The organism is Rheinheimera sp. D18, from assembly GCF_004345025.1.
Lineage (GTDB): Bacteria > Pseudomonadota > Gammaproteobacteria > Enterobacterales > Alteromonadaceae > Alishewanella > Alishewanella metallidurans.
The window spans coordinates 1,526,671-1,541,713 of record NZ_CP037745.1 but is presented as its reverse complement, the minus strand read 5'-3'; the positions used below and the strand labels follow the sequence as shown (position 1 = coordinate 1,541,713).

General features: G+C 42.5%; 8 protein-coding genes. All 8 read right to left on the bottom strand.

Annotated features, from left to right (window positions below):
- Positions 1 to 8: 8 nt before the first annotated feature.
- The 8 genes from E0Z06_RS07325 to E0Z06_RS07290 all read right to left on the bottom strand — a co-directional run bounded on the left by E0Z06_RS07325 (position 9) and on the right by E0Z06_RS07290 (position 14,965).
- Positions 9 to 1,211, bottom strand: coding sequence for an SAM-dependent methyltransferase (locus E0Z06_RS07325; protein ID WP_132583294.1), 1,203 nt, complete (start codon positions 1,209 to 1,211; stop codon positions 9 to 11).
- Between the two features lie 76 nt (positions 1,212 to 1,287).
- Entirely contained in the window at positions 1,288 to 1,821 is a 534-nt protein-coding gene (locus E0Z06_RS07320) for a cell division protein ZapC domain-containing protein (RefSeq protein WP_207903158.1), read from the bottom strand.
- A gap of 99 nt (positions 1,822 to 1,920) precedes the next feature.
- Positions 1,921 to 2,931, bottom strand: coding sequence for a quinone-dependent dihydroorotate dehydrogenase (pyrD, locus tag E0Z06_RS07315; protein WP_132583292.1), 1,011 nt, complete (start codon positions 2,929 to 2,931; stop codon positions 1,921 to 1,923).
- 64 nt (positions 2,932 to 2,995) lie between these two features.
- Positions 2,996 to 7,834, bottom strand: a complete 4,839-nt coding sequence (locus tag E0Z06_RS07310; RefSeq protein ID WP_132583290.1) for an NAD-glutamate dehydrogenase — start codon at positions 7,832 to 7,834, stop codon at positions 2,996 to 2,998.
- 228 nt (positions 7,835 to 8,062) lie between these two features.
- Positions 8,063 to 10,378, bottom strand: coding sequence for an MMPL family transporter (locus E0Z06_RS07305; protein ID WP_132583288.1), 2,316 nt, complete (start codon positions 10,376 to 10,378; stop codon positions 8,063 to 8,065).
- Position 10,379: 1 nt separating this feature from the next.
- Complete coding sequence (locus tag E0Z06_RS07300; protein ID WP_243695582.1) at positions 10,380 to 11,357, bottom strand: hypothetical protein; 978 nt, start codon at positions 11,355 to 11,357, stop codon at positions 10,380 to 10,382.
- A gap of 136 nt (positions 11,358 to 11,493) precedes the next feature.
- The gene (locus E0Z06_RS07295) at positions 11,494 to 12,855 is read right to left on the bottom strand and encodes a DUF1329 domain-containing protein (protein WP_132583284.1); all 1,362 of its coding nucleotides are present in this window, start codon (positions 12,853 to 12,855) and stop codon (positions 11,494 to 11,496) included.
- A gap of 16 nt (positions 12,856 to 12,871) precedes the next feature.
- Positions 12,872 to 14,965 carry a DUF1302 domain-containing protein gene (locus E0Z06_RS07290; protein ID WP_132583282.1) on the bottom strand — a complete coding sequence of 698 codons (2,094 nt, stop codon included), beginning with the start codon at positions 14,963 to 14,965 and terminating at the stop codon, positions 12,872 to 12,874.
- Between the last annotated feature and the right edge of the window lie 78 nt (positions 14,966 to 15,043).

The window sequence follows — 15,043 nt, the reverse complement described above, 5'->3', positions numbered from 1 at the left end:
AGCAGCGGTTAATCCGACTCATTTTCAATATTTAGCAGCTTTTCTAAATAATGCTGTTTAATACCATAGAAGTTCTTAATCGCATTAACCTGCTTTAAAATCGCGGTTTTGCTGTATTTCTGTTTATTTTTAATGGCTAAAATCATCTTGTTTTTACTGGTGTGCTCCAGCGAAACGAATTCAAATACCTTAGTGCTATAACCAAAGGCTTCAAGTAATAATGCCCTTAGGCTATCAGTTACCATTTCAGCCTCTTGGCCCAAATGAATACCATGCGCTAACATAGGTGCCAATACACTAGGCATTCTCATTTGCGGCCGTATTTGTTTGTGACAACACGGTGAGCACATAATAATTTCGGCGCCGGTAGCTATACCCATATGAATCGCATAATCGGTGGCAATATCGCAGGCATGTAGCGCAATCATTACGTTAATGCCGCGCGCTTTAAAATGCTTTACGTCACCCTGTTCAAAATCTATGCCGTTAAGGCCTAACTTAAGCGCAGTGTTATTACACAGCTCAACTAAGTTTTGTCTTAACTCTACACCAGTAACCTTAGCTTCAAGCGCTAATGTATTAGTTAAATAATCATGCATAGCGAAGGTAAGGTAAGCTTTACCAGAGCCAAAATCGGCCACATGTAATTGTTGGTGCTGGTTTAGGCCAGAGTCTTTTAATGCGCCAGAAAAAACCTCAAGAAATTTATTTATTTGCTTCCACTTGCGTGCCATTGCCGGAATGAGTTGGTGCTCTGCGTCCGTTACGCCTAATTCAGTTAAAAACGGCCGCTCTAAACTGAGGTAACGTTGCTTCTCGCGATTATGGCTAGCGACCACTTGGTTGATAGGCTGCGGCAAGGCTTTTTGTTGTAACAATATTTTACCTTTTTTACTGATAGAGACTTGCGCCTCAACCTCCGTAGTAAATAGGTTTGCTGCAGCATATTGCTTGCCAAGGAGCTGGGTAATTTCTGTCAGCGCCTCTTCAGGGCTAAAATTACGGGTTATATCGTTAGTTTGGTATTTATAGGTAAAGCTAAGCTGCCATAGCTGCTTTAGTTCTACTGGCCTAATCTGCAGCTGTTTAATTGGCTCGTCACCTTGATACTTACTAAGTACTAACTTTATCAGCTGCTGCGTTGATAATGCTGTCTTTAACAATTGCAGAAAAGCTGCAAGCTCAGATGATGATGGGGGTACGGCAGACATAACGCTGCTCCACTACAATAAAATAGCCGCTAGTTTAGTCGGATCTTTAGCGAAGAGAAATAAAACCTAGTTAAATTTACGCGGTATAACGATAAGCGGCATCGACCTTAAAGCGACTAATACGGTTACGCAGCACCCGAACTACATTTAGTCTTACTAAGTGTTTACCTGCTAGCGTACTAATATCACCTAATAATAAACAGGTAACACAATCAGTTTCAGCATTTAACACTAACGCATATTGGTTGCTTAAACCGCGCAGTATGACTAAATCGAATTGCTTGGCATCGCAGCCTGTGCCTTGCTGAAAATACCAGCTTTTATGCGCCTGTTGTTGCATAAAAAACGCTGACAGGCCGCTAAGACAAAGCTCTAAGCGTACTGCTGGCGCAATATCTAGCTGCTGCAGGCTATCATCCATGTGCCAAAATGCTTGCGCTTCAGCTATCGATAACGGTTGCTGCTGTGGTTTATATGCTAGTTGCGCTGCGCTATATGGCGAGCAATACTGTGCCTCATTACTAATATCTAGCAATAAGCGGTCTTTTTGTGCACAGTATGTCCAGAACCAGTGTTCTGATGGCCTAAGCATGGTATTCCCTGTCTGCATTTATTAAACTGTTAATTCTATCTCTTATATAAGTACACTAAGTTGTTCAGCACGTTAAAGACTTTTTTGTTCTAACGTGCCAAGATCAGCTACGGATCCTTATAAGCTCGTTACGATCTGTTTTATTAGCTCTGGGCCACGATAAATAAAACCCGTATACACCTGCAACAAATTTGCTCCTGCGGCAAGTTTATCTTGTGCTGACGCGGCATCATTAATGCCACCAACGCCTATAATTGGCATATCAGTACCTACTGCAGCACGCAACTGACGCAACACCTCCGTGCTTTTTGCTTGTACAGGTAAACCGCTTAAACCACCCGCTTCATTGGCGTAACGCTGCCCTTGCACAAAGCTGCGTTCTAACGTGGTATTGGTAGCAATAACACCATCCATTTTGCTTTTTAGCAGGGTTTCAGCAATCTGATTTACCGCGATGAGATCCATATCCGGCGCTATTTTTACAAACACGGGCACGTATTTATCGTACTTTGCTTGTAAATCTAGTTGCTCGTTTTTTACGCTTAATAACAAATCCAGTAACGCATTCCCGAACTGTAAATCGCGTAGACCAGGTGTATTTGGCGACGAAATATTGACAGTAATATAACTAGCATGAATATAAACCTTGCGCATGCAGTGAATATAATCGTCTTTGCCCTGCTCGTTTGGTGTGTCTTTATTTTTACCAATATTAATGCCTAAAACACCTTTATAGCGGGCGTTTTTAACATTTTGCACCAAGTAATCTACGCCTTTATTATTAAACCCCATACGGTTAATAATGGCCTCTGACTGCGGTAAACGGAAGATCCGAGGTTTATCATTACCCAGCTGCGGTTTAGGTGTCACCGTGCCTACTTCAAGAAAGCCAAAGCCCATTTGACCAAAGGCATCAATACATTCCGCGTTTTTATCTAAACCAGCAGCTAAGCCCAATGGGTTATCAAAGCGAATGCCTGCAACCGTAACCGGTTTAACAGGTAAATTTTGTCGCCATAAACCAGCGATAGGCGTATGAGCCAAGCGTTTTAAACTACCTAGAGCAAAGTTATGTGACCACTCTGCGTCACAAGCGAACATGACTTTTTGTGCTATTGGATAAAACATACACTGCCTTTTTTAAACAAAAAAATACCCCGGACTTGCCGGGGTATTGTAGCCAGTTAACTTACTATTTTACAGTGTCGCAGTGGTGACTTAATAACATTAATTCACGCAGTGCTACTGAGAATTTAGCAAATTCATGGTTCTTAGTAGTTTTAAACTCAGCCAGCATTAAACGCCAGCGTTCAAGTAGTGCATTATGTTCGGTGATCCAAGTAGAAATAACTTCATCTGCAGAACAGGTTTTACCACAGCTACGCGCAACAACCGCCGATAATGAACGTTGCTGCCAGTCTAGCTCTTCACGATAAGACGCACGTGCTAACGCCTGCCAATGATTCGCTACTGGTTGATTAGTAATTTGCTCTAAGAACCAGTGTAAGTCCAGCTTATCACCTAGTTTAAAGTAAATTTCCGCAACCAGTGGTAATGCCATTTTTTCAGCATCAACTACTTGGGCAATATCCATTACCGAGAATACGGTACTTAACTGCGCTAAGTATTTCGCAATATCTTCTGGTACACCCTGCTCTACTAACGCAGCTTGTTTCTGCAGCAGTTGCTCTGCTTCGGCTGGTGCTAAGTAGTTAGATAAATCTTTACTTAACTGCTGATACGCTGGCTTAAAGAAATCAACCGTTTGTTGAATATCTAATGCCTTATTGCGATGACGCAAGAACCAGCGTGTTACACGGCGCATAGTGCGGCGTAACTGGTGTAAAAACTTAGTTTGTAACGTGGCTGAAATAACGTTATCCAGCTGTTCTAACTTATGCCACATTGTTGGCAAGTCAAACAGATCACGTGCAATAGCATAACATAACGTTACTTCACCTAAGCTCGCACCAGCTTCTTCTTGCATACGCTGAGCGAAGTTAGGGCCCATTTCGTTAACCATCATATTAGCTAGTTTAGTAGCAATAATTTCGGCTTTTAACGGATGATTTTCCATTTCTGCAGCGTACTTATCTTGCAATAATTGCGGAAAATTACTGAATAGCTGACGTTTAAAGTAAGCATTTTCGTAAATTTCTGGCAGTACTAAGCGTTCTTTAAGTACCATTTTGCCGTAAGCAGTAAGTATCGCTAGCTCAGGGCGTGTTAAACCTTGGCCTTTCGCTGCGCGCTCAGCTAATTCATCATCAGATGGTAAAAACTCTAGTTCACGGTTTAACTTACCGTCTTTTTCTAGCTCATGAATAAAGCGGGTATATTCTTTTAACTGCTCAGCACCCAGTAATGACGAAATACTGATACTCTGCGTTTGGCTGTAACAGTCTCTAAGCACAATCGCGGTTATATCTGGCGTCATATCCAATAACAATTGGTTACGCTGCTTTAATGTTAAATCGCCAGATGCAACTAGAGTGTTAAGTAAAATTTTAATATTTACTTCGTTATCTGAACAGGTTACGCCACCTACGTTATCAACGAAGTCGGTATTAATACGACCACCGTTTAGCGCGTATTCAATACGGCCGCGTTGGGTTGCGCCTAAGTTACCGCCTTCACCAACGATAGTCGCTTTTAAATCTTTACCATTAACGCGCATAGCTTCTGAACCACGGTCGCCCACTTCAGCGTGTGTTTCAGTGCTAGCTTTTAAGTAGGTACCAATACCACCGTTCCAAATCAGATCGACCTTCATCATCAAGGCTTCGCGGATCAGTTCGGTTGGTGTCATGCTGGTTTTAGTCGTGGCCAACATTTCTTGCATTTGCGGCGACAACTTAATTGCCTTCGCGCTACGAGAGAAAACACCACCACCTTCTGAAATCAATGACTTATCGTAATCATCCCAAGTAGAAGTTGGTAATCTAAACAGACGATTACGCTCTTCCCAGCCTTTGGCTGAGTTTGGTTTTGGGTCAACAAAGATGTGCATATGGTTAAAGGCAACCTGCAAACATAGGTGCTTAGACAACAACATACCGTTACCGAAAACGTCACCCGCCATGTCACCTATACCCACACAGGTAAAGTCGGTAGTTTGGCAGTCAATGCCAACTTCACGGAAATGGCGTTTAACCGATTCCCAACCACCGCGGGCAGTAATACCCATTTTCTTATGGTCGTAACCGTTTGAGCCACCTGATGCAAAAGCATCGCCCATCCAGAAATTGTATTCTGCAGAAATGCCGTTAGAAATATCCGAGAAGGTTGCAGTACCTTTGTCAGCTGCGACTACTAGGTACGGATCGTCAACGTCAAGACGCACTACGTCTTTTGGTGGCACGATTTCACCTTGAATAATGTTGTCGGTAACATCTAACAAACCACGAATAAAGGTGCGGTAACATTCTTTACCTTCGTTGATAAAGGCTTCACGACCACCGGTTTCTGGTAACTTTTTACAAACAAAACCACCTTTTGAGCCGCTAGGTACAATAACGGTATTTTTTACCGTTTGCGCTTTAACTAGGCCCAGAACTTCGGTACGGAAATCTTCACGACGGTCTGACCAACGTAAACCACCACGCGCAACCTTACCAAAACGTAAATGCGAACCTTCAATTCTTGGTGAGTAAACAAAAATTTCAAACATTGGCACTGGCATTGGCATATCTGGGATTAAATCAGCTTTAATCTTAAACGAGATATACGATTTCTCTGTACCCTGTGCACTCTTTTGGAAGTAGTTAGTGCGGACAATGGCGTTAATCATGTCGACATAACGACGGATAATACGGTCATCATCAAGGTTGGCTACGTTTTCTAGTGCCGCCGCTATTTTGTCTTCTAACTTAGCTGACACCGCTGCACCGTCTTTAGCGCTTGGGTCAAACTTGCTATTAAACAGTTGTACCAATAAGTTAGCCAGTTCGGCATAACGAGTGAAAGTGCTTTCAACATAAGATTGGCTAAATGTACCGCCAATTTGGCGCTTATATTTTGCCAAAGCACGCAGTAATGATGCTTCACGACCACTTAAACCTGCGCTTAGGATTAAACGGTTAAAGCCGTCATCTTCTAAATCGCCGCCCCACACTTTTGCGAACGACTCTTGGAATGATTGCTGGGCCGCTTCAAAGTTAGCCGGCACTGCGCAATTTAATTCCATAGTGAAATTTAGGATCCAGCTTACAGAACCGTCAGCACATTTCACTGCATAAGGTGTTTCACCAATAACGCGCAGGCCAAAATTTTCTAACATTGGCAGTACGTCTGATAAATGAATTGGGTGATCTTTGTGGAATAAGTTTAAACGTACCGCTTTACTGTCGGCTTTTTCTTCTTGCGGACGGTAGAATAACATTTCTAACTTGCGATCGTCGTTTAACGCTTCAAGTTTACCGATATCAACTAATGCATCACTCGGTAACATTTCTTCTTTATAGCTGCGCGGGAAGGCATTAACATACTTAGCAATCAGCTCGCGACCACGCGCTTCGCCGTATGCACCAATTAATGCGGTTTCAAATTTGTCTTCCCAAGTGCGGGCTGCTTCAATTAGATTACGTTCAATATCTTTCACTTTATACTCTACATGGCTATCGTTGATCCGTACTAAGTAGTGCGTACGTGCCAACACAGATTCAGAAAAATAAGTAGTAAACTCTACCGACTCATCGCTACCCAGAGCGCGTTGTAGTACCGCCTGAGTTTGTTTACGCAATTGCGTGTTGTAACGCTCGCGCGGCACATACACCATGGCCGAAACAAAACGACCAAAACTATCTTTACGCATAAACAGGCGCGTCATATCACGCTCCTGCATTTGCAGCACGCCCATCGCGACATGCAATAACTCATCGGCTGTAGCTTGGATTAACTCATCACGTGGATAAGTTTCTAAAATATTTAATAACGCTTTATAAGCGTGAGTACCGGCTGAAAACTCTGACATCTGCATTACAGTGCCAAGTTTGTTTTTCAGTAACGGAATATCGGCAGCACTGTTGTTATAAAACGATGATGAGAACAAACCAATAAAGCGGTCTTCACCAACAACTTTACCGTCTTTATCAAACTTCTTCACGCCGATGTAATCTATATAAGCCGGACGGTGCACCCGTGATTTGTTATTGGTCTTAGTTAATACTAATAACGCATTACTTAATGCCTGCTTACGGCCAATCTCTGGTAGCTCAGACAACATCAGATCACGTGACGCAGAGCGGCGCATTAAACCCAATGAGCTAGCGTCAATACCGCTAATTTTGTAATCACCTTCTACCGGTGTAATTGAATATTCGCGATAGCCTAACAAGGTGAAGTTATCTTTAGCTAACCAGTTTAAAAATTCAGTGGTTTGGGTAATATCTTCTGCAGAGCATTTATTCGCTTGCTTAGGCAAGTTGCTAATGACTTGCTGCAGTTTATCACTCACAGGCTGCCAATCTTGCACGGCAAGTGACACGTCTTTCATTACTGAGTGCAGTTCATCGGTTAACTGCTGTATTGCCGCAGTATCAGTCATGCGGTCAATTTCAATATGAAATACGGTTTGTTCCGTGCTCGCTTTCGCTTTGCTGCCAAGCTTAAAGAAATCAGTAATTTGTTGCTGGTTGTCGCGTTCGGTTTGCAATGGATAATGCAATAGCAAATGCGCCGTAATACTGTGACGACTTAGTGCCATCCGCACAGAATCAACCAAAAATGGCATATCAGGCACCACCATCTCAACGATAGTATGTTTAGATTCCCAGCCAAATTTTGCTAATTCCGGATTGAATACCCGAATTTTTACTGTAGCTTCAGCATGGCCATTAAATGTTTGCCACAAGCTAAGCGCTGCACCATATAGGTCACTGTCATTACGGCCATCTAAGTCTTCATCAGACATATTACCGTACAGCGTATAAGCAAATTTCTCGACCAGGCCAACCTGATCTTTTACTTTTTGTTTGATTAATTTATTAACATTTTGTAGTAATACAGAGGGTTGACCGTCTTTCAATGCCATTTTTGTATCCTTTTTGCAGTCACTGCATTTAACAGCAGGCGCTACCGAACAAACCAGAGCGTGTCCGGTGCGCAGTGTAGTCACTATTGTAGCGCTTTTCGAGTACTATTTGGTGGTTTTGTTCTGGTTAAACCAGTGATATTTAGGGTTATTGCGAAGTTATTCAGTACAAGTAAATAGAAAATGGCCTTTCGGCCATTTTCGTGTTTATTCATGCAATAAAATTAATTATTTTTTGCGCCATAAAAAAGCGGCTAGAGCAGGTAATACGACAATAGCACCGAGCATATTAACCACAAACATAAAGGTTAATAAAATACCCATATCAACTTGGAATTTTAATGCTGAAAACACCCAAGTACTTACGCCTATTGCTAAGGTGATACCCGTAAACAATACCGCACTACCGCGCTCTTTTAACGCTTCATAATAGGCTTGGCGCAGTGGCACACCATCGCGCAGCATCGGCGTCATATTTGATAAAATATAAATACCATAATCGACGCCGATCCCCACCCCTAGCGCAATAACCGGCAAGGTTGATACCGTAAGGCCAATTTGTAGCCAAGTCATTAATGCCGTTGCCAATACCGACACCACATATAATGGCACTATCACCGATATTGTTGCCCGCAGTGAGCGAAAGCTAAGTAGGCAAAGCAAAATAACCGCGCCATACACATACCACATCATGGGTTGTTGCGCTTCCGCTACCGCTTCATTGGTTGCCGCCATAACGCCGGCGGGGCCTGAAGCTAGCATAAAATGCGTTTGTTCATCGTTAAGCTCTTGCGCATATTTTTTGGCAGCAAATACCACTCGCTCCATAGTTTCAGCTTTGTGATCGTGCAAAAACAGAATAACCGGCATTACCGAGCAGTCCGCATTTAACAAACCGGTGCTGGTTTCAACGCGTGACGATGCCTGTACTAAACTTTGCGTATTACGCGGTAGCACCCGCCACTTTACGTTACCTTCGTTAAAGGCGGCGTTAATCGATTTGGAAACCGACGCCAGTGATACCGTAGATTGCACACCTTCAATGTTTTCCATTAACCATTGAAAGCGGTCAATTTTCGCCATAATACTATGTTCGGTACAGGCACTAGGGATGGTTTCTACCATCACATTTAAATAGTCTACTGAAATAGCATAACGTTTAGTAATAAGATCGGTATCTTGGTTATAACGCGAGTCTTCATGTAGCGCTGGAGCACCTTTATGTAAATCACCAATTTTTAATTGTTGGCTTTGCATATAACCAAAGGCAAATAATGCAGCAGTAATAATTAAAATAACCGCAGCGTATTTACGCGTGGCTAACGCTGACAAGGCAAACCAAATTTTATCGGTCTTGGGCGTTGGCGCTGCCGCATGCTCTTTATAACGTTGGCTAAATTTCACAAACGACATTAATACCGGAAGTAAAACTAAGTTAGTCAGAATAATTACTGCCACACCTAAGCTAGCGGTAATAGCCAGTTCACGGATCACGCCAATTTCAATAATTAGCAACGTTAAAAATCCGACGGTGTCTGATAACAGCGCAACACCACCTGGCACCAGTAGCTTTCTAAAACTGGCTTGCGCTGCAGTTTTTGCATTCATACCCGCTGCAACACGCTTGCCGGTAGAATTAATCATTTGCACACCATGGCTTACACCAATAGCAAATACCAGAAACGGCACTAAAATAGACATGGGGTCGATACCAAAGCCCATTACAGACAATAATCCCATCTGCCAAATCACGGCAATTAACGAACAAGCAATAGGTAACACCGTTAGCATTATCGAACGGCAGAAGAAAAACACCATAATAGAGGTAACAGCAATCGCAATGGCGAAAAACAGCAACACACCTTTAGCACCATTCGCAACGTCGCCAACCATTTTGGCAAAACCGATGATATGTACACTAATGCTATCTGATTGATACTTATTACGAATGTTATGTTCTAACGTATTGGCAAAACCTATGGTATCTAATTGCTTTCCAGTGTCAGGGTCCACTTCAAATAATTGGGCAGAAATCATGGCGCAACTGTAATCATCGGCCACCATCCGACCGACGATACCGGCTTTTTCGGTATTCTCTTTTACTTTGGCTAGCCCTGCTTTGTTAGCGACGAAATCAGCAGGAATAACCGGGCCACCGGCAAAGCCATCTTCAACTACTTCGACAAAGCGTGTGCTGGGGCTAAATAGCGATTTAACTAAAACGCGGTCAACACCCGGCGTATATAATAATTCATCATGGGCTTTACGTAAGGTATCAAAAAAGTTGGCATTAAAAATATCGCCGCTATTGTCACACAACGAGATAAGAATATTATTAGCACCACCAAAGTCTTGCGCATGGCGCAGATAGGTTTGCATATATTCATGTTTTAACGGTATATTTTTTGTAAATGCGGCATCAAGCTTGATCGTCGTGGCTTTAAATAATAAAAATAACGTTGCCAATACAAAAGCAAAGATAACGACCGCGCGATGACGAAATAGCGCATATTCAAATTTATTAACTAATCGATTTAAACTCATTTTATTTTAATTCACTCAAATTAATCGTCTTAATGCCTACTTCTGTTGTTAATAACAGCTGATCGCGCCAGAGCAAACCATTAACGATAGCTTTGCCATCTGCTAGCGAAAAGTCTTTAAACGATACGCCATTATCGGTACTCATTAATAATGTACCGGCATTACCTACTAAATATAAGCGGCCTTTATCATCAGAAAACGCACTGTTTAACGTCGCCTGCTTGTTTAAGATAAGCGCTGCCCAGCTTTGTCCTTGATCATTGCTAATAAAGGCATTACCACGTAAACCGACGGTAATTAAAGTCATTTGTGCAGTGCGAGTAATATCGAATAACGAACCATTATAAAATGCTTCAAGCCGGTTCCAATTAAGGCCATTGTCAATACTTTTTGCAACAAAACCTGCCTCACCAACCATATAAAGCACATTGCCGTCAGCATATAACCGATTAAAATGCGGTAAAATAGCGCCCCGTTCTACTTCATACATATCAGGATCAGTCTCTGCTAACTCTTCTAAGTATTCTTGCTCTTCTTCGGCAAGTAGCTCCGGATGAAACTCGGTTTGCCACGTATTACCACCATCTTCAGTACGGTAAAATAAACCATAGGCACCCACTGCTATGCCTCGGTCTTTATCAGCAAAATACACATCAAACAAAGGTTTATCTGTACTTGGTGCATAATGTTGTAATTGCCAGTTTGCGCCGCCGTCAGTGGTCACTAAAATACTGGCATCATGCCCTACCGCCCAGCCTTGCAGTTTGTTGACAAAGAACACGCTATTCAAATTAGCCTGCACCGGAACAACGGCTTGTAACCAGTTTTGGCCATCATTACTGATTAATATATGCCCACGCTCACCCACTGCAACCAAACTTTGCTGATTAACATCAATAATATCGGTAAGCAATACTTTTTCAGCAAGCCTTGCTATGTCAGCTTGCTGCGGTTGATTATCAGCCGGCTCAGCCGCCATTGCAGCTGCACAAAACACAGCAAACAAGGCTGTTAGACAGATATTTTTTTTACGCATACTAAAGTTTTTTACTCTATAAAAGATTAAAAATAAAAACGGTTGGCACTTGGCCAACCGTGGTTATAACACTAACTGCTTATCTTGTACCTTCACGACGCAGCGCCGCAGGAGTGAAATCAGCATCAGTTAATTTAACAGAGAAATCGTACATTTTATCTTCGTTATCTAAACCAATGGCGATATAGCGACGCGAGTTAAGATCATGATAAACCTCTAACGTACTCCAATGCGTTGGCACTTCGTAGTAGTTAAGACCATGCGCTACCGCAACACGGTATAATTCATCACGGTTGTCGTATAGGTCGGCAACATGGATCTGCCAGCTATCTTCATCGATATAAAACACCCGCTTACCGTAGACATGACGAGTATTATCTTTCAGTTTAGCTTCAACAACCCAAACGCGATGTTTTTCCCAGCGCACATATTCAGGATTAATATGACCTGGTAGCAATAAATCCGCATATTTTACTTTATCACTATGTAACTTATAGCTGTTATACGGAATATACAGCTCCTGCTTACCAACTAATGTCCAGTTATAACGATCTGGTGAACCGTTAAACATATCAAAGTCATCAGTAGTACGCAGGCCATCCGATGCGGTACCTGGTGCATCATAAGCTACGTTAGGTGCGCGGCGCACACGACGTTGCCCCGTATTATAAGTCCATGCTTGACGCGGTGTTTTTACTTGGTCCATGGTTTCATGTACCAATAACGCCGTACCTGCCAAACGCGCTGGTGAAGTAACACTTTGCTTAAAGCGGAATAATATATTTTCTTGAGTTAACGCTTCAGGTGTCGCTTTAGGATCTGAGTACTTAAATATAATTTGTTCATCAAAACCAATAATAGTGTACGAACCCGTAGCTGTTGGTGCGGCTTGGCCACCATTGCGACTTGCAGCAACACCGCGATAGCGCAATAAATGGTTCCATACGGCTTCTAAACCGGTTGCAGGCATTGGAAACGGAATGCCAATCGCAGCATTTATAATACCGTTACCGCCTTCTATTAACTCTGCTTTAGTCGCAATGTCTTTAGTAGCATCGTATACGTATTGGGGAAATGACGCCGTACGACGCGATTGGTAGATATTCATTTTGTAACTATCAGGGTAAATTTCAAATAGTTTAATCTGACCTGGACTTAGTAAGTTTTTATACTGGTCTAAGTTTGATTTATCTATGGTTATCAACACCTTATCATCTGAAAATGGATCAGGATGATGCATGCCAACTGTGTATCCAGCGGGTGCTGCAGTAATGCCACCATTCCAAGCAGGAATAGAACCATCTGCGCTAGCCGCCTTTTCAGCGCCAAGCGGTGTTAAATCGTTACCTAGTCGTGCTGCCTGCTCTGATGTAATTTTAGCCGATACTGAACAGCTTAATACTAGTGCTATTGCTGACGAAATTAGGGTGAGTTTATTCATAGTTAGTGCTCGTCCCTTAAATAGAGTATTTAATATTGAAAGAGATAAAGTCACGGTCTGCAACGTTATTCGTTGTACCCTGACCGCCCCAGAAAACGTTGTATGACACCTCACCTGACCACTTACTTAAATAATCGAAGCTTACCGCATAAGCTAATGACTTACGGTCTTCAACAAACATAAACAGTGGATCTGGTGTTATACCATTAACATCATGCGAAAACACAACGCGCTGCGATAAGTTAACACCAGCAAATACGTTGTTGTAATCGGCTTTAGCCAGTAAACGATAGCCCCAAGCTGATGCAGTTGGAAATGGATTAGTTTCGCCACCATTAGATAAACCGGTTAGCAAACCATCTTTATTTACCAGCTCTCCGTTAGTTAGCCCTAATAAAGGTGCGCCACTGCGGTCGGTGTTCGGACCATTTAAACGCAAGACACTTTGATCAGGCATATCTTGAATACGAATACCACCAACCTCAGCTAGCATGGTTAAGTTATCCGAGCCCAGTGTAGGGCCAAATAAATGGGTAAATGTCATCTGTGCTTGCAAGGTATCACTAAGAATAAAACCACTCGCCTTTTGTCCAGGAGCTACCTTTGCGCCATATTTTGGATCGCGGCCTATTTGTGAAATACCGGCTAAATCAGGGCGTAACCCCGCATTAGCTAATTGCTCTGGCATACCTGCATACAAAATTTCAACGTCATCGATTTGTAATGGTTCATCTTGACGATAAGCGATTTCAGCAGCAACAGAGGTTTCGCCGACGGTGGTATTAAAACTAAAACCATATAATTTAATATCTTCTGGATATTCAACTAACGCTTTAGAAAACGCAGCCAGTTGCGTAATGTTGTCTTTAGTAACGCCACCGCTAGCCTGCAATGCAGCTAAACGACCGATATCAGCACCAATTTGAGAGAAGTCTGACGCAATACCCGATATTACCGGCACTCGGCTATGGTAATTCATGTAATACACTGAAAACTCTGTGTCATTTAAATCAGTAGCAAAATAGTCAAATTTAATACCGTATTGGCCACCATTTTTCGGTTTTATTTCACCCGCACTACCATACGGCCGCAATGTTACCTTAGTTGGATAAGCTAAATAGGCTTGCGCTGCTACGCTTGGGTCTAATACGCCACCGGCGACACCTGCACCAAGCTGGTTTAAACTTTGTAGTACGTGGGCGAGATCAATATCTGGGTTACCGGCAAAACCAAGCTGTACGTTTTGTAAGTAACCGCCCTCACCGGCGAAGTCATTAGTAGAAAAATAAGTACCAGGTACAGGTAGATAGCTATTTACCCACTCGTACTGATAAAATATTTCGGTAGATAAATTTTCAGTTAAACCAATATTTAACGTTGCCATACCTACAGGAATATAGGCTTCTTTTAACTCAGCACCTGGCGCACGGGCTACGCCTACGTCGATAGGAGTAATATTAATACCATGCTGAATTAAAGTACTTTCACCCCAGCTTAGTACTTGCTGGCCTACTTTAACCGTAACTGGGTTCATACCATCGTTAAAACTAAAATTACCATATACATAAGCATCAAGCAGGCGTATATCACGACAGGTTAGTGCCCGAGCATCGCTGTCAGCACAAGGATCGACGCGCTGGCCAGACACCGGATTGGTATAAGCAACGTCGTTGTCCATTAAGGCGAAATCGTAAAAATACATAAAGCGGGTAAAGAGGCCGATATTGTCTTTTGAAATAGACAGCTCGTGTAAACCTTTAGCAAGGCTGCTGAACATATCGCCGCGATCGTAATTCAAATTTCCGGCATCGCCATTACTTGAGTACGCACCGGGTTGTTGCCAAATTTGTGATGGTAAATAAATATTGTTGGTTGCGGCGTTGTAACCATCCCAATCGAAGCGTGGATGATTTACTTTACTGATCGTATCAAAATTACGCTCTTCTGCACGCCAGCTACCACCGTAAGAAAATGTAGAGTCAAAAGTGATGTTAACATCACCTAAACTCCAGGATGCAGCTTGTACCGGTGCCAATGACAAGGCAAACAGCGCAGAAGCAACACCCACAGCTAAGGGTTTCTTAGCAAAGGTTATTGACCTTTTATTCATCTTGTTTCTCCCCCCTGTCCCTGCAGGATTTATAAATGTTTTTTTAATTATAATATTAAGCCCACTGATCGGAGCTCA

Bases quoted from the DNA above. Each gene is read 5' to 3' on its own strand.
- E0Z06_RS07305 (WP_132583288.1), bottom strand. From the start codon at position 10,378: ATGAGTTTAAATCGATTAGTTAATAAATTTGAATATGCGCTATTTCGT.
- E0Z06_RS07295 (WP_132583284.1), bottom strand. From the start codon at position 12,855: ATGAATAAACTCACCCTAATTTCGTCAGCAATAGCACTAGTATTAAGC.
- E0Z06_RS07310 (WP_132583290.1), bottom strand. From the start codon at position 7,834: ATGGCATTGAAAGACGGTCAACCCTCTGTATTACTACAAAATGTTAAT.
- pyrD (WP_132583292.1), bottom strand. From the start codon at position 2,931: ATGTTTTATCCAATAGCACAAAAAGTCATGTTCGCTTGTGACGCAGAG.
- E0Z06_RS07325 (WP_132583294.1), bottom strand. From the start codon at position 1,211: ATGTCTGCCGTACCCCCATCATCATCTGAGCTTGCAGCTTTTCTGCAA.
- E0Z06_RS07320 (WP_207903158.1), bottom strand. From the start codon at position 1,821: ATGCAGACAGGGAATACCATGCTTAGGCCATCAGAACACTGGTTCTGG.
- E0Z06_RS07300 (WP_243695582.1), bottom strand. From the start codon at position 11,357: ATGGCGGCTGAGCCGGCTGATAATCAACCGCAGCAAGCTGACATAGCA.
- E0Z06_RS07290 (WP_132583282.1), bottom strand. From the start codon at position 14,965: ATGAATAAAAGGTCAATAACCTTTGCTAAGAAACCCTTAGCTGTGGGT.